General features: G+C 62.0%; 23 protein-coding genes, 1 tRNA gene and 1 riboswitch. Of the genes, 14 read left to right on the top strand and 10 right to left on the bottom strand.

Going from position 1 to position 21685, the window contains the following annotated elements; genetic code table 11:
- Positions 1-9 precede the first annotated feature (9 nt).
- The 3 genes from argA (at position 10) to proP (ending at position 3861) form a co-directional block, all read left to right on the top strand.
- Complete coding sequence (gene argA, locus LDZ28_RS04870; protein WP_244827577.1) at positions 10-1380, top strand: amino-acid N-acetyltransferase; 1371 nt, start codon at positions 10-12, stop codon at positions 1378-1380.
- Positions 1381-1445: 65 nt separating this feature from the next.
- The gene (locus LDZ28_RS04865; RefSeq protein WP_244827576.1) at positions 1446-1718 is read left to right on the top strand and encodes an oxidative damage protection protein; all 273 of its coding nucleotides are present in this window, start codon (positions 1446-1448) and stop codon (positions 1716-1718) included.
- A 667-nt stretch (positions 1719-2385) separates the two neighbouring features.
- On the top strand, positions 2386-3861 hold the full coding sequence (gene proP / locus LDZ28_RS04860; protein ID WP_244827575.1) for a glycine betaine/L-proline transporter ProP: 1476 nt from the start codon (positions 2386-2388) through the stop codon (positions 3859-3861).
- A 57-nt stretch (positions 3862-3918) separates the two neighbouring features.
- On the opposite strand, the gene LDZ28_RS04855 is transcribed toward proP, so the two are convergent.
- A complete protein-coding gene (locus LDZ28_RS04855) occupies positions 3919-4392 on the bottom strand; it encodes a metallophosphoesterase family protein (RefSeq protein WP_244827574.1) in 474 nt (157 codons plus the stop codon).
- Between the two features lie 102 nt (positions 4393-4494).
- Between LDZ28_RS04855 and LDZ28_RS04850 the strand changes: the two genes are divergently transcribed.
- Positions 4495-4579 (top strand) — tRNA-Leu (locus tag LDZ28_RS04850).
- Between the two features lie 206 nt (positions 4580-4785).
- On the opposite strand, the gene LDZ28_RS04845 is transcribed toward LDZ28_RS04850, so the two are convergent.
- Positions 4786-5055: a hypothetical protein gene (locus tag LDZ28_RS04845; RefSeq protein ID WP_244827573.1), complete on the bottom strand. Its 270-nt coding sequence runs from the start codon at positions 5053-5055 to the stop codon at positions 4786-4788.
- A 75-nt stretch (positions 5056-5130) separates the two neighbouring features.
- Positions 5131-5406, bottom strand: a complete 276-nt coding sequence (locus LDZ28_RS04840) for a hypothetical protein (RefSeq protein WP_244827572.1) — start codon at positions 5404-5406, stop codon at positions 5131-5133.
- A gap of 182 nt (positions 5407-5588) precedes the next feature.
- On the opposite strand from LDZ28_RS04840, the gene LDZ28_RS04835 reads away from it, so the two are divergent.
- Together LDZ28_RS04835 and LDZ28_RS04830 are read left to right on the top strand one after the other, a co-directional pair.
- A complete protein-coding gene (locus LDZ28_RS04835; RefSeq protein ID WP_244827571.1) occupies positions 5589-5942 on the top strand; it encodes a hypothetical protein in 354 nt (117 codons plus the stop codon).
- Between the two features lie 69 nt (positions 5943-6011).
- Positions 6012-7235, top strand: a complete 1224-nt coding sequence (locus LDZ28_RS04830; protein ID WP_244827570.1) for an MFS transporter — start codon at positions 6012-6014, stop codon at positions 7233-7235.
- On the opposite strand, the gene LDZ28_RS04825 is transcribed toward LDZ28_RS04830, so the two are convergent.
- From LDZ28_RS04825 to LDZ28_RS04805, 5 genes are all read right to left on the bottom strand, one after another.
- Positions 7232-7687 (bottom strand): response regulator, encoded by a 456-nt coding sequence (locus LDZ28_RS04825; RefSeq protein WP_244827569.1) that lies wholly within the window; start codon positions 7685-7687, stop codon positions 7232-7234. The two genes, LDZ28_RS04830 and LDZ28_RS04825, sit on opposite strands and share 4 nt — an antisense overlap.
- Positions 7688-7732: 45 nt before the next feature.
- Positions 7733-8365 (bottom strand): response regulator transcription factor, encoded by a 633-nt coding sequence (locus tag LDZ28_RS04820; RefSeq protein ID WP_244827568.1) that lies wholly within the window; start codon positions 8363-8365, stop codon positions 7733-7735.
- Between the two features lie 114 nt (positions 8366-8479).
- Positions 8480-9055 carry a bacterioferritin gene (locus tag LDZ28_RS04815; protein WP_244827567.1) on the bottom strand — a complete coding sequence of 192 codons (576 nt, stop codon included), beginning with the start codon at positions 9053-9055 and terminating at the stop codon, positions 8480-8482.
- Between the two features lie 188 nt (positions 9056-9243).
- Complete coding sequence (locus tag LDZ28_RS04810; RefSeq protein WP_040048814.1) at positions 9244-9405, bottom strand: DUF1328 domain-containing protein; 162 nt, start codon at positions 9403-9405, stop codon at positions 9244-9246.
- Positions 9406-9466: 61 nt separating this feature from the next.
- Positions 9467-9643 carry a DUF1328 domain-containing protein gene (locus LDZ28_RS04805; protein WP_132450940.1) on the bottom strand — a complete coding sequence of 59 codons (177 nt, stop codon included), beginning with the start codon at positions 9641-9643 and terminating at the stop codon, positions 9467-9469.
- Between the two features lie 173 nt (positions 9644-9816).
- Between LDZ28_RS04805 and LDZ28_RS04800 the strand changes: the two genes are divergently transcribed.
- Complete coding sequence (locus LDZ28_RS04800) at positions 9817-11304, top strand: sensor histidine kinase (RefSeq protein ID WP_244827566.1); 1488 nt, start codon at positions 9817-9819, stop codon at positions 11302-11304.
- A gap of 150 nt (positions 11305-11454) precedes the next feature.
- Positions 11455-11589, top strand: a complete 135-nt coding sequence (locus LDZ28_RS04795) for an entericidin A/B family lipoprotein (RefSeq protein WP_244827565.1) — start codon at positions 11455-11457, stop codon at positions 11587-11589.
- 296 nt (positions 11590-11885) lie between these two features.
- Here the strand turns inward: LDZ28_RS04795 and LDZ28_RS04790 are convergent, their stop codons facing one another.
- Positions 11886-12665, bottom strand: coding sequence for a DUF4397 domain-containing protein (locus LDZ28_RS04790; RefSeq protein WP_244827564.1), 780 nt, complete (start codon positions 12663-12665; stop codon positions 11886-11888).
- A 381-nt stretch (positions 12666-13046) separates the two neighbouring features.
- Positions 13047-13985, bottom strand: a complete 939-nt coding sequence (locus tag LDZ28_RS04785) for an EamA family transporter (RefSeq protein WP_244827563.1) — start codon at positions 13983-13985, stop codon at positions 13047-13049.
- Positions 13986-14286: 301 nt separating this feature from the next.
- Positions 14287-14426, top strand: a riboswitch (TPP riboswitch).
- 177 nt (positions 14427-14603) lie between these two features.
- On the opposite strand from LDZ28_RS04785, the gene thiC reads away from it, so the two are divergent.
- The 6 genes from thiC (at position 14604) to LDZ28_RS04755 (ending at position 21633) form a co-directional block, all read left to right on the top strand.
- On the top strand, positions 14604-16535 hold the full coding sequence (gene thiC, locus LDZ28_RS04780) for a phosphomethylpyrimidine synthase ThiC (protein WP_244827562.1): 1932 nt from the start codon (positions 14604-14606) through the stop codon (positions 16533-16535).
- Positions 16536-16755: 220 nt separating this feature from the next.
- Positions 16756-16968: a glycine zipper 2TM domain-containing protein gene (locus LDZ28_RS04775; protein WP_244827561.1), complete on the top strand. Its 213-nt coding sequence runs from the start codon at positions 16756-16758 to the stop codon at positions 16966-16968.
- A gap of 207 nt (positions 16969-17175) precedes the next feature.
- The gene (locus LDZ28_RS04770) at positions 17176-17721 is read left to right on the top strand and encodes a hypothetical protein (protein WP_244827560.1); all 546 of its coding nucleotides are present in this window, start codon (positions 17176-17178) and stop codon (positions 17719-17721) included.
- 643 nt (positions 17722-18364) lie between these two features.
- Positions 18365-19966 carry an L-lactate permease gene (locus LDZ28_RS04765; protein WP_244827559.1) on the top strand — a complete coding sequence of 534 codons (1602 nt, stop codon included), beginning with the start codon at positions 18365-18367 and terminating at the stop codon, positions 19964-19966.
- A 97-nt stretch (positions 19967-20063) separates the two neighbouring features.
- A complete protein-coding gene (locus tag LDZ28_RS04760) occupies positions 20064-20990 on the top strand; it encodes a DMT family transporter (RefSeq protein ID WP_244827558.1) in 927 nt (308 codons plus the stop codon).
- A 118-nt stretch (positions 20991-21108) separates the two neighbouring features.
- Positions 21109-21633 (top strand): hypothetical protein, encoded by a 525-nt coding sequence (locus LDZ28_RS04755; RefSeq protein ID WP_244827557.1) that lies wholly within the window; start codon positions 21109-21111, stop codon positions 21631-21633.
- Positions 21634-21685: the final 52 nt, after the last annotated feature.

The following is a 21685-nucleotide window of genomic DNA, read 5'->3' as shown; positions in this document are numbered from 1 at the left end:
AATCCCGGCATGAATTCCCCTACCGACCTCGCCATCCCGTCGCAGCCGGCCGCAGTCGAAGCCGAAGCGCCGAATCCCCACGCCCAGTTCGTCGACTGGATGCGTTCCGTTGCGCCCTATATTCACGCGTTCCGAAACAAAACCTTCGTGGTCGCGTTTGGCGGGGAACTGGTGCAGGAAGGCCGCCTGAATGCGCTCGTCCAGGACGTCGGACTGTTGCACGCCATGGGCATCCACGTCGTATTGGTGCACGGCTCGCGTCCGCAACTCGACGAGCAACTGAGTCTGCACGGCGTCGAATCGTCGTTCTCGCACGGGCTGCGCATTACCGACGCGCGCGCGCTCGAATCCGCGAAGGAAGCCGCTGGCGAAGTGCGCCTCGATATCGAAGCCGCCATCAGCCAGGGCTTGCCGAACACGCCGATGGCTCACGCTCACATCAGCGTGGTGTCGGGCAACTTCGTGACGGCGCGGCCGGTCGGCATTCTGGATGGCGTCGACTTCCAGCACACGGGCGTCGTGCGCAAGATCGACGGCGATTCCATCCGCCAGTCGCTTGCGAGCAACAAGCTCGTGCTCTTGTCGTCGCTCGGTTTTTCGCCAACTGGCGAAGCGTTCAATCTGTCGATGGAAGACGTCGCGTCCGCCGCGGCCATCGCCTTGCGCGCCGACAAGATCATCTTCGTGACCGAGATTCCCGGCCTCGAAGATCAGGAAAACGAACTCGTGCGGGAAATGTCGCTCGACGACGCTTACCGGCTTCACGAAAGCGGCGAGCTTCAGGGCGATACCGCGTTTTATCTCAAGCACGCCATTCGCGCCTGCCGCGGCGGCGTGGCGCGCGCGCACATCATTCCGTACAAGCTCGACGGCAGCGTGCTGCTCGAACTCTTCCTGCACGACGGCGTCGGCACGATGATCTCCTACGAGAATCTCGAAAGTCTGCGCGAAGCGACGCCGGACGACGTCGGCGGCATTCTCACGCTGATCGAGCCGCTCGAATCCGACGGCACGCTCGTGCGGCGCGGACGGCATCAGATCGAACGCGACATCGACCACTTCTCGGTCATCGAGCACGATGGCGTGCTCTTCGGCTGCGCGGCGCTTTATCCGTACACGCAGGAGCGCATCGGCGAGATGGCGTGTCTGACCGTCGCGCCCGAGGCGCAAGGTTCCGGCGATGGCGAGCGCCTGCTCAAGCGCATCGAGCAACGCGCGCGCGCTCGCGGTCTCACGCGCATTTTCGTGCTGACGACGCGCACCGAACACTGGTTCCTCAAGCGCGGTTTCGTGAAGGTCACGGTGGACGACCTGCCGGAAGACCGCCGGCGACTCTACAACTGGCAGCGCAAATCGCTCGTCCTGATGAAACAGCTTTGATCCGACATTGCACGCGCCGTGCGCACGAACGCACGCGCTCCGCTACTCAATAGGAGAAACAGACGATGGCCCGAATGATCCAATGTGCAAAGCTCGGCAAGGAAGCCGAAGGACTCGACTTTCCGCCGCTGCCGGGCGAACTCGGCAAGCGCATCTATGAAACGGTGTCGAAGGAAGCGTGGCAGGGCTGGCTCAAGCAGCAAACCATGCTGATCAACGAAAACCGGCTCAATATGGCCGACCCGCGCGCGCGCCAGTACTTGCTCAAGCAAACGGAGAAGTACTTCTTCGGCGAAGGCGCCGACACCGCGACGGGATATGTGCCGCCGCAAAGCTGAACTTAAGCTTAATTGGCTCTCGAAGAAACCGGTCCGAGTGGCCGGTTTTTTGTTGCGCGCTCGTCCTTTTCAACAAGCGCATAAGGACAAATTCGACTAAGCGTAATCCTAAGCCCAGCAAGGGATTGCGCGTTTTCAAGCGAGCGCCCGGACAGGCTGGTTTGCGCTTCGTCTGTCATCGTGTTATCATCTTGCTCGTTATCAACAGCAATTCACCATCATTCGCGCGGTCAGTTCGAGCTTAAAACCTGAATCCGAACGCGGCAGTGACAGTTTCATACAAAGAGGCTTGTCGGTTTTCGAGCGATATCAAAACATCGCGCCGGCCTTTTTCGTTTCAAGCCTTGGTTTTCGCCGACGTCGCGGCCCACCCGCGGCAACTCACTGAGTTCGCCGTCCGCACGTCAAATTCGTTTGCTCTTACCCGAGTGCAATTTCGCGACTTCTTCCGCGAGGCACCGGCACCGCATTTGCTACGCACGTTTCAGCGCTGACTTCATTCAGGGCTGCGCGGAGCCGTCGATTTCGGCCATTGGCTGAAAGCACGCATGCGGCGCCGTCGCGAAACTGCACTATTCCGGCCGATATCGGCAGTAGTCGCCGCCCTCGGAGCGGCGCACCCGGCGCTGGCATCGCGCGCGGGGTTGAACACGGAGTCTCTCGCACTATGAATGCTTCACATGACGGCCTCTGGCGCAAACGAGGCGCATCGAACCAGGCGTCCGATATGACGCTCGACGACATCACCATCGTCGATCAATCGCTTCTCAAGCGCGCGGTCGGCGCCATGGCTATCGGTAACGCGATGGAATGGTTCGACTTCGGCGTGTACAGCTACATTGCCGTGACGCTCGGCAAGGTCTTCTTTCCGTCGAGCAGTCCGGCCGCGCAGTTGCTGGCCACCTTCGGCACGTTCGCGGCCGCGTTTCTCGTGCGCCCGATCGGCGGCATGGTGTTCGGTCCGCTCGGCGACCGCATCGGCCGCAAGCGCGTGCTCGCGATGACCATGATCATGATGGCCGTCGGCACCTTCTGTATCGGTCTCATTCCGAGCTACGCGACCATCGGCGTGATGGCGCCGGTGCTGCTGCTCGCCGCGCGTTTGTTGCAAGGCTTTTCGACGGGCGGGGAATACGGCGGCGCGGCGACGTTCATCGCCGAATTCTCGCCGGACAAGAAGCGCGGCTTCATGTCGAGCTTCCTGGAACTCGGCACGCTCGTGGGCTATGTGCTCGGCGCAGGCGTGGTCGCGGTGTTGACTGCCGCGTTGTCCGAACAGGCGCTCCTCAGCTGGGGCTGGCGCATTCCGTTCATGATCGCGGGTCCGCTCGGGCTGATCGGCTTGTATATCCGGATGAAGCTCGAAGAGACGCCCGCGTTCCAGCGCGAGGCGGAAAAGGCCGAAGCCGTGTCGCACGAAACGACCAAGCAGCAGTTTCGCGAAACGCTCGTGCAGCAATGGAAGCCGCTCTTGCAGTGCGTGGGCCTCGTGCTCATTTTCAACGTGACCGACTACATGGCGCTGTCGTATCTGCCGAGCTATCTCTCGGCGACACTCAAGTTCAACGAGACGCATGGCCTTTTCATCGTGCTCGTTGTGATGGTGCTGATGATGCCGCTCACGCTGTTCGCGGGCCGTCTGTCGGATACGATCGGCCGCAAACCGGTGATGCTCGCGGGTTGCGTCGGCTTGTTGCTGCTGTCGATCCCGGCGCTCTCGCTGATCCGCCTCGGCACCGTGCCTTCGATCTTCGCGGGCATGATGATTCTCGGTGCGCTTCTGTCGTGTTTCACGGGCGTGATGCCGTCGTCGCTGCCGGCGCTGTTCCCGACGAAGATTCGTTATGGCGCGCTCGCCATCGGCTTCAACGTGTCGGTGTCGCTGTTCGGCGGCACGACGCCGCTCGTGACGGCGTGGCTCGTCGACAAGACCGGCAATCTGATGATGCCCGCGTACTATTTGATGGGCGCGTCGATCATCGGCATCGTTTCGGTGCTCGCGCTGCGCGAGACGGCCAAAAAGCCGCTGAAGGGCTCGCCGCCCGCGGTGGCATCGCATTCGGAAGCGCATGCGATTCTGCGCGGTCATCGCGAGGCAGCAGAGATGGATGGCTCGTTTCCCGAGAATACCGTTCGGGCTTGAGCATCGAGGTTGAGTCGTTAGAACAAAAGCCGGCGCTTGCAGAAGCGCCGGCTTTTTTTATTCGATGAGCGTAACGATGCGCGCCTTTATGTCCGTGTCCTCAGAGTCACTCGTCTCGCCGATTTCGAGCAGACCGACCGTGATCGGCAACTTGAACCTGCGCGGCCCCGCGCTACCCGGATTCACGAACAGCACGCCATTGCGCTTCTCGACGAGCGGCTTGTGCGAATGCCCGGTCACGACGACATGGACGCCATCGAGTGCTTTCGGCACATCGGCGATATCGTGCACGACATGGATTGTCGCGCCCGCCAAGTCGATGCGCGCGTGCTCGGGCAACATCGCGACATCGTCGCCGATATCGTTATTGCCGCGCACGACGGTCAGCGCAGCCAGTTGCGCCAGCGTATCGAGCACTTCGCGCTTGCAGATGTCGCCGGCGTGGATGATGTGTGCAGAGCCGCGCAGGGCCTCGAGCGCTTCGGGGCGAACGAGATTGTGCGTGTCGGAGATGAGGCCGATGAGGGTCATGTTTTCTCGTCGATATGCGCTCGGAGCGCGGGCCATTCACTTGCTGTCGTCGCGCCGTTTTGGCGCGCTGCATGGCAGTGGTAGAATTCGCGTCCGCCCTCTGCCGGGGTGATGAAATTGGTAAACATAGCGGACTTAAAATCCGCCGCCTAACGGCTTGCCGGTTCAAGTCCGGTCCCCGGTACCACTCGCCCATGGTTTCACGCTGAATCGACAGCATAAAGCCAGTCGTCTTTTATCGCGGCGCGCGCTGTTTCCGTTCAGACTTGAACGACCACGAACACAATTGAAACCACCACGCGGGTGACAGCGCTGCGTGCCGAGACCGCGCCCCGCTGCGGGATCTATCCCGTTGCGCTTTCCTTCGCCTGCCTGCTGCATCGATATCGCGGATCACACCGCATTCAACAAGCGTTCTGCATCCCTCACTGCATCGAACAAGGCTTCGATCGGCGTTTCGCGGTCGAGCAGGCAGAGATGCTCGATATCGAACGGCAACGCATCCACACCGATAAACCTCACGGTGCCTCCAAAACATTCACGTCCTCTTCCCCGGCGAACCGAGGCGATATAGTTCGGCGTGACGTAAAGCGCAACGGGCGTCATAGCAATCTCCGCAAACTGGCTTGAGCCGATCGGCGCAGGACCGAGCGGTAAGGCCAAGTCTAGCGGCCGACAATTCGCGCGCGCACCCTCGCCTCGCGGGGATGACATCCCTCCCTGCGCCGCCACCCGCCGTTACAACCCGTGCGCCAATACGCGCGCGATGTAGTGGCGCCCCCACGCCTCGCCATGCGCGAGGGCTCCCGCGATCGTCTCGAACGGACCGTGCGGGCCGATCATCTCGCCGGAATCATCGACCAGCCGCGAGCCGTGCACCGCTTTTCCGTCGATGCGCGCCACCCGCACACGAACCGCATAGCCCGCGCCGGACTCGTTTTCGCTTTCTTCCGCGTTGAGCGCCAGCAGATATTCGCCGGCTTCGATATCTTTGCGCATGACGATGGCCTCCACAAAACGAAACGCTATCCGCCGATTGTGCTACCGCCGCGCGCCGCATGCACGACAGGCAAGCACGCCAACGAGCACGACGCCGATGCGGTCACGCAAGCCGCGCCCGCATGTTATAAAGCTCGCCATCCCCTGATTTCGCTCCGATGCGCCCTCGCGCGGCCGAGCATTCACCCTGTTCACCAATGATTACCCGTTCCCGCCTCTTCTTGCTGGTCTGCCTTCCGCTCGTGCTTTTGTCCGGCTGCACTTCGTACTACCGCAACGTCGAAACGTGCAAGGACCGCGTGCGCGCCGAGTATCCCGACGCCGCAAGCGCGCCACTGAAGCTCACCGGATCGGGCGCGAGCTACCACGGTTCGCGTGTCGTCGTGCGCGGCGAATTCCCGACGCAGCCCAAGCCGCCCGCCACAAAAATCGTCCAGACGCCCGCCGCCGCCGAATGCACGTTCGCCGAGAACACGCTGACCGGCTTTCAATGGCTCGCGCCCGCCAGGCTCGTGAAGAAGCCGCAGCCCACGGACGATGCCGCGCAGTAAGGCGGGCGACCGGAAGCGCGCATCTCTACGGCGGCTCGCCGCCGTTCTCGCGCTCAACTCAAGGCAACCATGACCGCTTCGTCCGATTCCTCGAGTCATCATCAGCACTATTCGCGCGCCACGCTCTGGCTGCTTGCGACCATCGCGGGCGTATCGGTCGCCAACATCTACTTCAATCAGCCGCTGCTGGGCGATTTCCGTGGCTCGTTTCCCGGCAGCGCGTATCTGATCGGCGCGGTGCCCGCCGCGACGCAACTCGGCTACGCGCTCGGCATGCTCGTGCTGGCGCCGCTCGGCGATCGCTTCGACCGGCGGCTTCTGATCCTGCTCCAACTGGCCGCGCTCGGCGTGGCGCTCGTGGTGGCGTGCGTCGCGCCGACGCTCGCCGTGCTGATCGCCGCGAGTCTTGCAATTGGCGTCGTCGCGACCATCGCGCAACAAGCCGTGCCGTTCGCCGCCGAACTCGCGCCAGCCGCCGAGCGCGGTCATGCCGTCGGCACGGTGATGAGCGGTCTATTGCTCGGCATCCTGCTCGCGCGGACGGTATCGGGTTTCGTTGCCGAATACTTCGGCTGGCGCGCGGTGTTCGGCGCTTCAGTGATCGCGACGATCGTGCTGGCGGTCGTCGTCGTTGCGCGGCTGCCAAAGAGCCGTCCGACGTCTACTCTGCCCTACGGCAAGCTGCTCGTGTCGATGTGGCATCTCGCTGTCGAGAATCCCGGGCTTCGCGAAGCATCGCTCACGGGCGGCGCGCTCTTTGCAGCATTCAGCGCGTTCTGGTCGCTGCTCACACTCCTGCTCGCCGGCGAGCCGTTTCACATGGGACCGCAGGCCGCGGGACTATTCGGTATCGTCGGCGCGGCGGGCGCGCTCGCGGCGCCGCTTGCGGGCAAGTCGGCGGACCGGCGTGGGCCGCGCGCGGTGATCACGCTGTCCATCGGGCTCGTTGCGCTGTCGTTCGTGGTGTTCGCATTCTCGGCGCGCAGCATCGCGGGGCTGGTCATCGGCGTGATCGTGCTCGATATCGGCGTGCAGGCCGCGCAGATATCCAACCAGTCGCGCATCTACGCATTGAAGCCGGAGGCGCGCAGCCGCGTGAATACGGTTTATATGGTGGCTTACTTTATTGGCGGGGCGTTGGGATCGGCGCTGGCTTCGCTTGCCTGGCACGCAATGGGATGGACGGGCGTTTGCGTCGTCGGGCTGGCTGCGACGGCGCTGGCGGCGTTCAGTCACTGGCGCGGGCGGGAAGCGGCGGATTCGTTGGCGGGTTCCGGCGGCGGGGATCGCTAACCGCGCTCACCTTGTCTTTCCCGCGCGTGCCGGCAAAGCGCATCCAGCACCCGATCGAACTCCAGCGATTTATCGAAGAAATGGCGCACGCCATATTGCTGGCAGCGCTCGCGATACGTCGGCAACGCGTGATTGGTGAGCACCGCGACAAAGGCCTCGTCGTGTATCGACGCCTTGCCGCTCTCCTGCAACCACGCCAGTACCTCGATGCCCGAGCCGTGCCTGAGTTGCAAGTCGATGATCACCGCATGGAACCGCTGCGACGACAAGAGCGCGATGGCTTCGTCCGGAGCCTCGGCGAACGCGGTCACGCGCCACGGACCGAGCGCGTCGATGGCTTCAGTCAGGCTGCGCCGGATCAGCGGCGAATCCTCGATAAGCAGCACCGCGAGCGGCGTGTCGCGCGCTTCGCGTTGCTGCGCACGGTCGTCGGTGATGATGTGCTTGCCCACGTCGGGCGCCCTCCGGTTCAGCTTGCCGTCCGACTGCGCGTCGCGCTATTCGATCAGGCCGTTCTTGATTGCGTAGTACGTGAGATCCGCGTTGTTCGCCAGTCTCATTTTTTCGAGCACGCGCGCGCGGTACGTGCTCACCGTCTTCACCGACAGATGCAGTTCTTCCGCGATCTCAGTCGGAATACGCCCCGCCGCGAGCTTGCAGAAGACCTGAAACTCGCGCTCGGACAACGCCTCGTGCGGGCGTTCGGCGGCAGGCTTGTCGAGCTTGTCGGCGAGCGCGTCGGCGATGAATTCCGACAGATACCGATGCCCGCGCGCCACCGTGCGAATCGCCCGGACGATTTCTTCCGGCGCCGCGTCCTTGTTCAGATAACCGTTCGCGCCCGCCTTCAACAAGTTGATCGCGTACTGACTCTCGGGATAGCCCGACAGCATCAGCACGCCCTGCTCCGGACGAATCTGCTTGATGACACGCAAGGTATCGACGCCGTTCTTGTCGGGCATCGCGATGTCGAGCAACACCACGTCGAACGCCTGAACGCGCACGTGCGCGATGGTTTCGTCGCCAGTGGAGGCTTCCGCCGCCACTTCCATATCGGGTTCGTCCGCGACGAACTGCTTGAAACCGCTGCGTACGATCGCATGGTCGTCGGCTATCAGGACTCGGATCATTCGCGCTTGAAATCAGGGATGAGCCGCCATTGTACGCATGCGCCCACGCAAAAGATGCGCGGTCTCGGACGAGTTCCGCGCATCGCGTGACGTCATGCCGGCATGCCCTGCTATTTAGCCGTTACGGCCTTCCAGCAGATCGGCCATGTCGTCGGCGTGCTCTTCTTCCACCGCCAGAATGTCTTCGAAGATACGGCGCGTGGTGACATCCTTGTCGCCGAGATAGCGAATGATCTCCCGATACGTATCGATCGCAATCCGCTCGGCGATCAGATTCTCGCGGATCATGTCGATCAGGTCCGAGCCTTCCTTGTACTCGGAATGCGAGCGCGACTTCAGGCTGTCGGGTGCGAAGTTCGGCGCCCCGCCCAGTTGGACGATGCGCTCCGCGAGCGTATCGGCGTGTTCCTGTTCCTCGTTGGCGTGTTCGAGAAATTCGGCTGCGACGGCTTCCGAATGGATGCCCTTGGCCATGAAATAGTGACGCTTGTAGCGCAGCGTGCAGACGATTTCCGTCGCGAGCGAGTCGTTCAGCAGCTTGAGCACGACTTCGCGATCCGCGCCGTAGCTCGGCGTGACCGGGCCCTCGTCCATGTGCGTGCGCGCATCGGCGCGGATCTTTTCCACGTCGAGGACGAATGCGTCCCGCGATTGAGTCGGCGCGGCTTGTACAGCAGACGATTTGGACATTTGGTTCACTCCTTGATATTTGATGAAAGACGTTCGCTGGAGCAGGCCTACGCGTGCCGCTTTGTTCATAGGGCCCTGCTATCCAATCAAAAAGCTCCGATGCACGCGCCATGCCTGCTCCCACCAATGCTTCGCAAAAGGCGCGGGCCGCGCGAGCGGCCCGGTGCAGCAAGGCTTTCTGGCGTACGTCAGGTTCGAAACACGCCCAGCAGCAGCGTGACGACGAACACCACCAGGAAAATATAGAAAAGGATCTTGGCGATTTCCGCGGCGCCCGCGGCAATGCCGGTAAAGCCGAACACGGCCGCGATTATCGCGATGACGAAGAAAACGGCAGCGTAATGAAGCATGGAATCCCCCTGACTTGCTTTTGATGGTCTGATTCAGGTTCGGGCGCGAGTGAGTTGGTCGCTAATCGACTATTTTCTTGGTGACGACGAAGCCGAGCACCAGGAACACGACGCACAGAATCAGGAACAGCACGAACAAGAATTTGGCGATGGTCGCGGCGCCCGCCGCCACGCCCGTGAACCCGAGAAGACCGGCGATCACGGCCACGATCGCGAAAAACAATGCCCACTTCAGCATGATCGTTCCCCGTTGGAATGATTGAAAAATGATGACGAACCCATGCTAGCCGGGCCTTTGGGCGCGCGCATCCGGGCTGGCTCCTTTTTTGCTGTGGGAATCCACCGACATCCGCTTTCAAACGGCTTTGCCGGCGTGGCTCACGACGCCCGCCGGAACCGCAGAAACACACCATGAGCCACGTTCTAAAAGACGCCGCGCCGGCAGCATCTGAAACTCCACAGGGACTCGCCCGGCGCGCAACGCGTATCAACGAATGGATGCATCGCTATAGCTGGGCGGTCGCGATGACGGTGGCTATCGTCATTACCGTCGGCGGGCTCGTGATTCTGGAATCGGGGCGCATGCGCATCGCGGCCGAGTACGAGACCGCGCTCGATGCAAAAAGCGCCACCGCGCAGTTATCGTCGCTGGCGGCCGATATCGCCACGCTCAGCGCCGAGGAACGCGGTTTCGCGCTTGCCGCCGACGACACCTACAAGAGCCACTTCGCGCAAACGGCCGGGCGCGTGCGCCGCGCGTTGACCTCGCTCGATAGCTATTACCGCCGCATCGGCGATGACGCCGCGCTTGCGAGCTTCGCGCAGATTCGCGCGGCCGCCGACGAGAACATCGCGCAAGGCGAGGCGCATCTCGCCGATCTGTCGAAGACGCCCGCGGATGCGGAAATGCGCGCACGCGTCGTAGCGACGCCGTCGCCCGACACCAGCGCCACGCTCGATGCCGCGCTCGCCCTCCTGCGGCTGAACGAAGAGCAACGCGCGCAGCACGCGCTCGATGCAAGCCGCGCCGATCAGCGCATTTCCACGCTGTGCGTCGGCGCGTTGTGCGCGCTCAACATCGTCCTGTTCCTGCTGCTGTTCCGCAATCTCGGTATCCAGTTGGACAAGCAGGACCGCGTGCAGAAGAAGCTCATTACGCAGCAGGAGGAACTCGACCGGCTCGTGTTCGAACGCACGCGTCAGCTCGAAGCGCTCGCGTGGCATTTGCAATCCGTGAGCGAAAACGAAAAGACCGAACTTGCGCGCGAACTGCACGACGAACTTGGCTCCATTCTTACCGCGAGCAAGATGGATGTCGCGTGGGTGCGCGGCAAGCTCAGGACGAGCGAACCCGCCATGTCCGACAAGCTCGCGCGCGCCATCGGCAATCTGGACCAGGGAATTGCGCTCAAGCGGCGAATTATCGAAGACATGCGGCCGACCGTGCTTGCCAACTTCGGTCTCGTGACCGCGCTACGCTCGCTCGCCGATGAAGCCGCGCAACGCAACGGCTGGAGCGTCGAATTCGATCTTCCCGGCGACGATGTGAAGCTCGGCGAGGCTATCGAGATCGCGCTCTTTCGGGTGGCGCAGGAGACGCTCACGAACGCGGCGAAATACGCGCGCGCGAACCGCATCGAAATTGCACTCGCGCTCGATGGTGACGACGTTGCGCTCGCTATCGCGGATGACGGCATCGGCATACGTCCGCAGGATTTGAAGCGCACGCAGACGCACGGCCTGGTCGGCATGCGTCAGCGCGTGTCGGCGCGCGGCGGGCGCTTCGAGATCGAACGCGTGGCGCCGCATGGCACGCGCATCAGCGTGTCGATGCCACGCGAGCGCAGCGCGGGTGCGTTCATCGATGCAAGCACGCCGGCGGCCGTTCCGCTTGCTTGATTACGTAGGACGATACTTACGCCAATAGCAGAGACGGCCGACACCAAAAACCCGTGCGCGCCTACAGCGTCGACTACGCCGCTTTTTTATGATTGATCACAACGGAAGCCTCGAAGGGCTACCCGAATTTCTAATTCAAGGGGAACACACATGACTCGAATCATCGCTTTGCTGCTGATTGCCGGCACCGCCGCGCTCGCGGGCTGCAATACCATGTCGGGCGCGGGCCAGGATATCTCGAAGGGCGGTCAGGCTATTTCGAATTCGGCCGAAGAGCATAAGTAAATTGGCCGCGGCGCGGTGAGCCAGGCGCTCATCGCGTTGATGTCTCGTGCTGTTTTTCTGTCGTCCCGTCATGTTTTTTGGCGGGATTTTTTTCGTTTGTCTTTAGTACGTGAGAGAGCGTGGATGCGTGGCACCTGAGGCTTGCTTGCCTCGCGTGATTGGCGACGTTCGCACGTAGTTAGGCGGCCGGATGTCTGCGAGGGTCATAAACCCGCTCTTCTTCGAACGAAAAACCCCACGCGTGCGGCAGCGTGGGGTTCGTCGATGTCTGCGCCCTGTTACCCGGGCGCTTCAGATTACAGCGTGTCCGGCAGCTCGATCGCAGGCGTCGTGGTATTGCCGCCCTGCGCAACGAGCACGCGAATCTTGTTCGGGATCACTTGCGACAACGCGTTGCCTGAAGGCAGCGTCGTCACGAGCCAATCGGCGTTGTTGCTCAGATTGAACGATGCCGACGCATACACCGGCGTCTTCGAACCTGGCAGCGTCGCGACCAGCTGATACGTCCCGCCGTTGACGTAGAGCGAGTCTCGCGTCGTTGCCGGCACGGCGTTCTTGAAGCCGACGCCCGCCATCGTCGGATTGACGGTCGCGATGTTCGTCCCCGGTGCGACCAGATACAAATCGAGAGTCTGCGCATTCGCCGACGCATTGAAGCCGCGCACCCGCGCGCTGTTCGAGAGCAGGCCCTTGTCGAACGGATCGTCGATCACGGCGATGGACGGCAGGAAACCCGCGTCAGGCAGCGCGATCACCGTGTACTCGTGACCCTTGGCGGCATTCGAGATGCTCGTGTCGGTCGCGAGTTGCGTCGTCGTGTTGACGGCGGCGTAGGAGAAGTTCTGCTGGCCCGTATCGATGTTTGCGAAGTTCGTCACCGTCTGGTAGCCGAGATTCGCTTGCAGCACCTTGCCGTTGTCGTAGAAATCGACGTTGGGGGCACTCGGGATCGCGTGGATGAAGTGGACTTCTGGATTCGTGAGTCCGAGTTCCTTGCCTACGTCGTCGGAGCCGCCACAAGCGGACAGGATCGAGGCGACGGCGGCAAGCGCGGTGACTGTGCGGATGAGCTTCATGTTTCCACCTTCCTTAGCTTTGATCATTGATTTTGTTGTCCGGTCCGCGCTGCGAGCACCACGCTTAAGTGATCATGCGTATTGCCCGGCGCGCCTCGGAAGACCCCTTCTCTCTTTTGCTTCTATTCCCTTGAACGACAGGCTTTCGTGTCATGCCGATGAAACTGTCGTTCGAGGGTGACGGCATTGAGCAATGCGCATGCCCTGCATCGGTGCGCAGAGGCGGCCGAAATGACGGCGAGCCTTGCGCCGCAAGGGTTTGTTATTCGTTAGAGGAATTGCTCGGGCCGAGCTGGAAGGCCGACTAAAGCGGCGCCGGATAGTAGCGAATGCAGCGCGCGGAGGAGGTTTTTACAAAAGGAAAGGCGGAGGGCGCGCTGCTCAAACCAACCCCCGCCGCCGATAATCAAACCAGAACGACAACGCAACGCTCATCAAAATCACGACCGTGGCAACAACCGTCCACTGCGTGATGATTTCCCCAAGCAACAAAGCGCCCAATAAAACCGCGACGACCGGATTCACGTAAAGACAACTCGTCGCGACAATCGTGCTCGTGTTCCGAATGAGAAAGTTATAAGCGACATACGCGGCCATCGATCCGACCACGACGAGATACAAAAACGAAAACCCCGCGCCCATGCTCACTTGGCCAAGGCGCTCGCCTGACACGAACGCGATGACAGTCGCGATAAGCCCGCCAAGCCCGATCTGCAACGCAGTCGACATCAGCAGATCGGAAGGCTGCGAAAGACGGCTTGCCAGATGCGCCCCGCCCGCCCAAAAAATTGCCGCGCACAAGATGGCGAGCGTGCCGACGGTCGAGCTCGGCGAGGGATCGCCATGATTGAGCAACACGATACCCAAGAGACCCAGCGCCACCGCAAACCATTCGCCCTTCGCCACACTGCGCCCGGCAAGCGCGGTGAAGATCGTCGCGAAGAGCGGCACGGTAGCCACCATCACGGCAGCCGTGCCGGTTCCCACCGTGCGCATGCCGTAAGCCATCATCCCGCTCGACAAACCTTCGAGCAAAGTCCCGACGATCGCTGCATTCCGTACTTCACGCGCCGTCGGCCACACCGCCTTGCGATGCATGGCGATCACGAAGAGACCGACGCCAGCGCACAGGTTACGCAGGCCGCCGAGCATGAGCGGCGGAAACGATTCGAGCGCCAGGTGAATGCCGAGATACGTCGATCCCCACACGAGATAAACGACGGCCAGCGCGAGCGCGACGCGTCCCTTGAGGCTGCGAGGAGCGCGAAACGGAAAGCGGTCGGGAAAACCGAGCGGCAGACGCGGAGGTACGGCAGACATGCATTACTCCGCGAAGCGCGCCCGGATTGGGGCAAGAGACTTGCAATGGGGACTGCCGCCAATCGACCGAACGGGGCATGAGCTTGAAGAACGCGCGCGCCAGGTGACGAACGAGGCGGGACTGACGATGGACGGCATGACGGAGCGAAAGAAGTGCGGAAGCGACAGGCGGGGCGACTGCTGACGACATCCGGGTAAGTACCGAAAATCGCGCGCTCGCCATTATGCAGTAAGCGCCTGCGCTTCAGCGCAAACTTCGCGAACGGTTGCCAAGATGCCACGCCACGATGTATGGTGACGCCTGCTAACGCGGGGGTCCTGCGTTGCACATCGCGATTCGTCCGGCTGCGTCGACTGAATGGCCCGTGCAATGTGGGTGAGAAATACCCTTTGAACCTGATCTGGATAATGCCAGCGCAGGGAAGCGTTCGGGCCTCGGCGCACGGTATCTCTCTCACGCGCCACGTCTTCTCGGGCCCGCACCTTTCCATCTCGTTCCTCCCTGTCTAGCTCCTGAATCAGCCGAGCTCGCCGGCGTTCGTTTGTTCGTTGTTCGTTCGATCGCCCGCGTGCTCGCTGTCAATTACCGTCCCTGCGACTGAAAAGGAGAAACAGCACATGAATGCGAATCCCAAGTTCCTTTCCGAAAACGCCATCGTCGATGCAGCCGCCATCGCGCCGCTGCCCAACTCGCGCAAGGTCTACGTGACGGGTTCGACGCCCGACATCCGCGTCCCGATGCGCGAGATCACGCAGTCCGACACGCCCGACAGTTTCGGCGGCGAAAAGAATCCGCCGGTGTACGTGTACGACACGTCCGGCCCCTACTCCGATCCGGACGCGAAGATCGACATCCGCTCCGGTTTGCCCGCGTTGCGCGCCGGCTGGATCGAAGCGCGCGGCGACACCGAGGAACTCGCGGATCTTTCGAGCGAATTCGGCCGCGAGCGCGCCGCCGATCCGAAAACGGCCGAGCTGCGCTTCCCCGATCTGCATCGTCATCCGCGACGCGCGACGCCCGGCAAGAATGTGTCGCAGATGCATTACGCGCGGCAGGGCATCGTCACGCCGGAGATGGAATACATCGCCATTCGCGAGAATCAGCGCCGCGCCGAATACCTCGAAAGCCTCAAGACGAGCGGTCCGAACGGCGAAAAGCTCGCCGCGATGATGGGCCGTCAGCATCCCGGCCAGTCGTTCGGCGCGGTGCCTTTCGACAAGGACGCCCTGAAGGCCATCACGCCCGAGTTCGTACGCGATGAAGTGGCGCGCGGCCGCGCGATCATCCCCGCGAACATCAATCACCCGGAAAGCGAGCCGATGATCATCGGGCGCAACTTCCTCGTGAAGATCAACGCGAACATCGGCAATTCGGCCGTGAGTTCGTCGATCGGCGAGGAAGTCGACAAGATGACCTGGGCGATCCGCTGGGGCGGCGACACGGTGATGGACCTGTCCACGGGCAAGCATATTCACGAGACGCGCGAGTGGATCATCCGCAATTCGCCGGTGCCGATCGGCACGGTGCCGATCTATCAGGCGCTCGAAAAGGTCAACGGCAAGGCCGAAGACCTGACTTGGGAAATCTTTCGCGACACGCTCGTCGAGCAAGCCGAGCAAGGCGTCGATTACTTCACCATTCACGCGGGCGTGCGCCTGCAATACGTGCCGCTGACGGCCAACCGCATGACGGGGATCGTCTCGCGCGGCGGCTCGATCATGGCGAAATGGTGTCTCGCGCATCATCGGGAAAGCTTCATCTACGAGCACTTCGAAGACATCTGCGAGATCATGAAGCAGTACGACGTCTCGTTCTCGCTCGGCGACGGCCTGCGTCCCGGCTCCATCTACGACGCGAACGACGAAGCCCAGCTCGGTGAACTGAAGACGCTCGGCGAACTCACGCAGATCGCGTGGAAGCACGACGTGCAAGTGATGATCGAAGGCCCCGGCCATGTGCCGATGCAGCTCATCAAGGAGAACATGGACCTGCAGCTGGAATGGTGCGACGAGGCGCCCTTCTACACGCTCGGGCCGCTCACCACCGACATCGCGCCGGGCTACGATCACATCACCTCGGGCATCGGCGCGGCGATGATCGGCTGGTTCGGCACCGCCATGCTTTGCTACGTCACGCCGAAGGAGCATCTCGGACTTCCGAACAAGGACGACGTCAAGACCGGCATCATCACGTACAAGCTCGCGGCGCACGCGGCCGATCTGGCGAAGGGTCATCCAGGCGCGCAGGTGCGCGACAACGCGCTATCCAAGGCACGCTTCGAGTTTCGCTGGGAAGACCAGTTCAACCTCGGCCTCGATCCCGACAAGGCGCGCGAGTTTCACGACGAAACCTTGCCGAAGGATTCCGCCAAGGTCGCGCATTTCTGCTCGATGTGCGGCCCGCACTTCTGCTCGATGAAGATCACGCAGGACGTGCGCGACTTCGCGGCCAAGCAAGGCGTCTCCGAAAGCGATGCGCTCGCCAAGGGCATGCAGACCAAGGCCATCGAGTTCGTGAAGAAGGGCGCGGAGATTTATCAGCCGACCTGAAGCAAACGCTGACTGTACGCAACGGCCTGTGCTTCCTTGCAGGCCGTTTTTGCATGGCGCGCGCGTGCACCGTTTCGGGCATCTTTCCTGCTGATAAACGAACGAACCGGCGAAAAAAACGTTGCGGCGTCCGTCGATGAAAGCCAGATCGTGATCGAACGGCAGGACGCGTGGGCAAAGCCGCGGCCGTTTCATTGATCAATCGTTCTGGAGAGTCGACATGAAAATCATCAAACAAATCGGCGCCGCAGCAGTGGTCGTTTCCCTTCTCGCCGGACTCACGGCCTGCGACAACATGACGACGCGTCAACGCGATACGGCCGTTGGCGCTGGTGTTGGCGCCGCGGGTGGGGCCGTGATCGGCGGAAGCGCGTTATCGACGTTGGGGGGCGCGGCAGTAGGCGGGGTTATCGGCAATCAAGTCGGGAAGTAAGCGGGCGATCCACAGTCATCTTATGCGGCAAGCAGCGATGCTTGCCGCCGCTTCGATCGAGGGCTGTTTCAGGATTGATACACGCCGAGATTTGTTAGCGGACGCGCGACGCGCACGCCGCAACGATCGAGTAAGCTCCTTCTTAACGGACCCTTCCTCGCAATCGCATAGGTAGAGTCCGGCAAGTCGCAAGCAAGGAGCAGCATCATGATTTCCCCGCGCATCATCTTCGGTTACAGGGCAGCGGCCGCTTCGCTTGCTGCCGGATTGCTTCTCGGCGGATGCTACCTGCCGTATCCCGACTACCCCGCTTATTACTATCCGCCGGTTCCCGCTGCCTACACGCAACGTGAGTTCGCGTTACCGGCGCAAGGTGCTTCGGGCGTCAGTGCCGCGAACGCGCCGTCGCAAGCTCAGTACGCAGTGGCCGCGCCGACAGTCGACTACTCGACGATCTATACGAGCACGCCGTATGCGCCGGCTTATCCCTATCCTTACGCGTACGCACCTTATCCCGCTTACGCCGCTTATCCCGCATATGCTGCTTACCCCGGTTATTACGGCTACGGTTATCCGTCGGTGTCGATCGGCTTCGGCTACTGGGGCGGCGGCGGATGTTGCTGGGGACGTGGCTATGGCGGCGGATGGCATGGTGGCGGCGGTGGATGGCACGGCGGTGGCGGCGGATGGCACGGCGGCGGTGGCAGTTGGCAAGGCGGCGGTGGACATGGCGGTGGCGGCCATGGCCATTGAATAATCAAACACCACGCTCGGACGCGGCGTCGATGTTGCACTCTGCGCCGCTATTACCGACAAAAGTAACAATTCTGAAACATTTCCCGGCAATGCAGGTGCAATCCGCTTGCCCTGCCGCTCTGTACGATCGGTCACTTTCCTTATCCGACAAGGCCCTGGCGGATTACGCCGGTGCTTTGGCACGATTATCGCTAAATGGTATCCCTACTTATTGGACCGCGCGGGTGTCAGCCCAAGCGTTACCTATCGTTCTCGGGGATTGGACATGATGGCCTTCGCTTTTTTCCTGCTGTGGATGGTCGCATCCCTTGGGCTGCTCGCGCTTTGGGTGTTTCGCCAAGTGCCTGCATCGCGTCTTGATTCCAGCGCGGCAACACGAACCACCGCTACTCCGGCGACCGTCGAGAGCTGATCGCCGCATCCCGCGAAACGCGTGACCAACCTTCCGAACGGAGCGGATGCGTCACGTCCCTTTCCGCTTCCATCCGGCATCCTTACGCCAATATTCAAGCCTTGACGAGGGCCATCCTCGCCCTATTCTTAGTGAGCGCGTTATGCGGTTGCTTAAAGTCTTCGATACCACTCGAACCAGCAGCGAAGACCGCGGCATCCATCCAAGAATAGAGACACAGGAGACCCGATGTTCCATCAGATCCTCACGCCTGTCGCGGGTTCGCTCGCGCTCTCCTTCATCGTTGCCGCGTTGCCTATCATCGTCGTACTCGTCATGCTCGGCTGGGCGCGCCGTCCCGCGTGGCAGGCTTCGCTTGCGGGACTGATCGTCGCGTTGATCATCGCGATGGTGGGCTGGCACTTCCCGGTTGGACTCGCGCTCGACTCCATCGCAGCCGGCGCCGTGTTCGCGCTCTGGCCGGTGATGTGGATCGTGTTCTCCGCGATCCTGCTCTACAACGTCGCGCAACGCTCGGGACGCTTCGAAGCGTTTCGCGTGTGGATGATCGACAACCTGCCGAACGACCGGCGCATCGTGCTCGTGGTCATCGGCTTTTCGTTCGGCGCATTGCTCGAAGGCATCTCGGGCTTCGGCACGCCGATCGCCATCACGAGTTCGCTCTTGATCCTGCTCGGCTTTCCGACGCTCGAAGCGCTCACGTTCACGCTGATCTTCAACACGGCGCCAGTCGCGTTCGGCGCGCTCGGCGTACCGATCACCGTGCTCGGCGCGGTCACGCATTTGCCCACCGATGCGCTCGCCAAGATGGTCGGCCGCCAGTTGCCGTTCTTCGCGTTCTTCCTGCCGTTCTATGTTATCGGTATCTACGCGGGCTTTCGCAACATGCTGCGCGTGTGGCCCGTGCTGCTCGTCTCGGGCGGCGCGTTCGCGCTGACGCAGTACGTCACGTCGAACTACATCAGCTATTCGCTCACCGATGTCCTCTCCTCGCTCGTCTCGCTGATCCTCACCATAGCGTTCCTGCGCGTCTGGAAGCCCGCGCCCGACGAACGCTTCGCGGTGAACGTCGATCGCCTCGCCAACGCGCGCGGCAACGTCTCGGCCGCTCAGGGATGGATGCCGTGGATCGTCGTCTCAGTCGTGGTGATCGTCTGGACGGTGGCCAAGATCTTCCTCATCGGCGACGTGAAGGTCCCGTGGCCGGGGCTCGACAAGGCGGTCTACATCACGCTCTACAATCAGCCCTACGGCGCGATCTGGGACTTCCAGCCGCTCGCCACCGGCACGGCGATTCTCGTGGCGGCCATCATCACCGCGCTCCTGGTGAAGTTGCCGGCAAGCGAGTTCGGCCACGCTATCGTCGATACCTGGGTGCAAACGCGCATTGCCATCTTCACGGTGGCGACCATCGTCGGGCTCGCCTATCTCATGAACTACTCGGGCATGAACTACACGCTCGGACTCGGGGTGGCCTCGGTCGGGCCGTTCTTCCCGCTCGTGTCGGCCTTTCTCGGCTGGGTGGCGGTGTTTCTCTCAGGCAGCGATACCTCGGGCAACGCGCTCTTCGGCAACCTTCAGGTGGTCGCCGCTCATCAACTCAATCTCAATCCTGTGCTGATGGCCGCGACCAATTCGTCCGGCGGCGTGATGGGCAAGATGATCTCGCCGCAAAACATTTCGACGGGCGTCGCCACGACCGAACTCAAGGGCAAGGAAGGACTCGTTTTCGCGCGCACCTTCAAGCATTCGATTCTGCTCACCATCATTCTCGGCATTCTCGTGTGGCTGCAGCAGAACGTGTTGACGTGGATGATTCCGCCACATTGATTGTTCCTTGCGGTCTCATCGGCGCGATGACCGACGGCACGCGGCGCGGTGCTAACATGCGCGGACTTTTCCTTGGAACACTGAAGTCCGCATCGTCATGTCACCCGTCAATTTGTTGCAACTCGTCTGTCTCGCCGCGCTCTGGGGCGCGTCGTTTCTCTTTATCCGCGTGGGCGTCGCCGAGTTCGGCGTCGCGCCACTAATGGCCTTGCGCGTCGGCATCGGCGCCGTGTTTCTCGTCGCCATGCTGCTCGGCCGCCGCCAGTTTTCGAGCAGTCTCGCGATCATGCGCAAGCGTGCGCTACCGCTACTCATCGTCGGCATTCTCAATTCGGCCGCGCCGTTCTGCCTCTTCGCTTATGCGGAGCTGACGCTTTCGGCTGGCGCCACATCCGTCATCAATGCGACGACGCCGCTGTGGGGCGCGCTCGTCGCCTATCTCTGGCTGAAGGACCGGCTCACGACCTTGCGCACTATCGGTACGGCGATCGGTTTCGCGGGGGTGCTGCTGCTCGTGTGGAATCAGATAGAAGGCTCGCCCGGATCGGCGGGATCGGGCGCGGCGGGCGTGCTGGCGGCGGCCGCGGCCCTCGCGGCATCGGCGCTATATGGTGTTGCGGGCAACTTCGCGAAAAAGTATCTGATGGACGTCGATGCCATGACCAACGCCGCAGGCAGCATGATCGGCGCGACGCTCATGCTCGCGCCGATCGCCTTCGTCACGTGGCCCGCCGCGCCGGTCTCCACGCCTGCATGGGCGGCGGTGCTCGCGCTGGGCGTGGGTTGCACGGGTATCGCGTACTTCATCTACTACCATCTGGTTGCGGTCGTCGGTCCCGCGCGCGCGATGACCGTCACTTTCGTCATTCCGCTCTTCGGCATTCTGTGGGGCGCGCTGTTTCTGCATGAGCGGGTGTCGCTCGTCATGCTCGAAGGCTGTGCCGTCGTGCTTGCGGGCACCGCGCTCGCCACCGGCGCGATCAAGCGCCTGCCGTTTTCAGGACGCCGCAAGCTCGTAGGCTGAACTAGACTGCAAACAGCGCAGCCGCTGCCGCAGTGCGAGATTCATCGAATTGTTCGGATGCGCGTTGCATTTCGTGCAACGCGCCGGCATGCGCTCCATGCGTTTCCTGGAGCAGACCATGCACGACTTTTTCGCGAAGGCCAGGCACGAATTGATGAAGATGCTGCCGCCCACCTTGTTCTTCTTCGTCGTGCTGCATGTGGTGATGGTCGTGCACGCGCTCATGGTGAAAGGCGCCGGCCTGTCGATTCCCGCGTCGGCATCCGTGCTCGTCGCCTCGCTCATTCTCGGCAAGGCGGTTCTACTCGCCGACATGCTGCCATTCATCAATCGCTATCCCGAGCGCCCGCTCATCTGGAATGCGGGATGGAAAACCGTCATTTACACGCTCGTCGCGCTGGTGCTCCATTACTTGGAGCGCTTGTTCGAGTTCTGGAAAGAGACGCATAGTCTTGCGGCCGCGCACCAGGACCTGCTGGACCATCTGAACTGGCCGCAATTCTGGGCCGTGCAGATTTTGCTCGTCACGCTCGTCTTCAACTATTGCGTCTTCGCGGAACTCGCGCGCGTGCTCGGACGCGGCAGGCTTAAGACGATCATGCTCGGGCCGCTCGATGTATCTCCCGCGGAACAGCACGGCTGACGCGCCGCTTCAACTCCCGCTCGAATTGCGCTCGAATCCCGCTTGAATTCCC

Source organism: Caballeronia sp. TF1N1 (assembly GCF_022878925.1).
In the GTDB taxonomy this organism is placed as follows: Bacteria; Pseudomonadota; Gammaproteobacteria; order Burkholderiales; family Burkholderiaceae; genus Caballeronia.
Note: the sequence above shows the minus strand (reverse complement) of the source record. Positions and strands in the feature narration are given on the sequence as shown.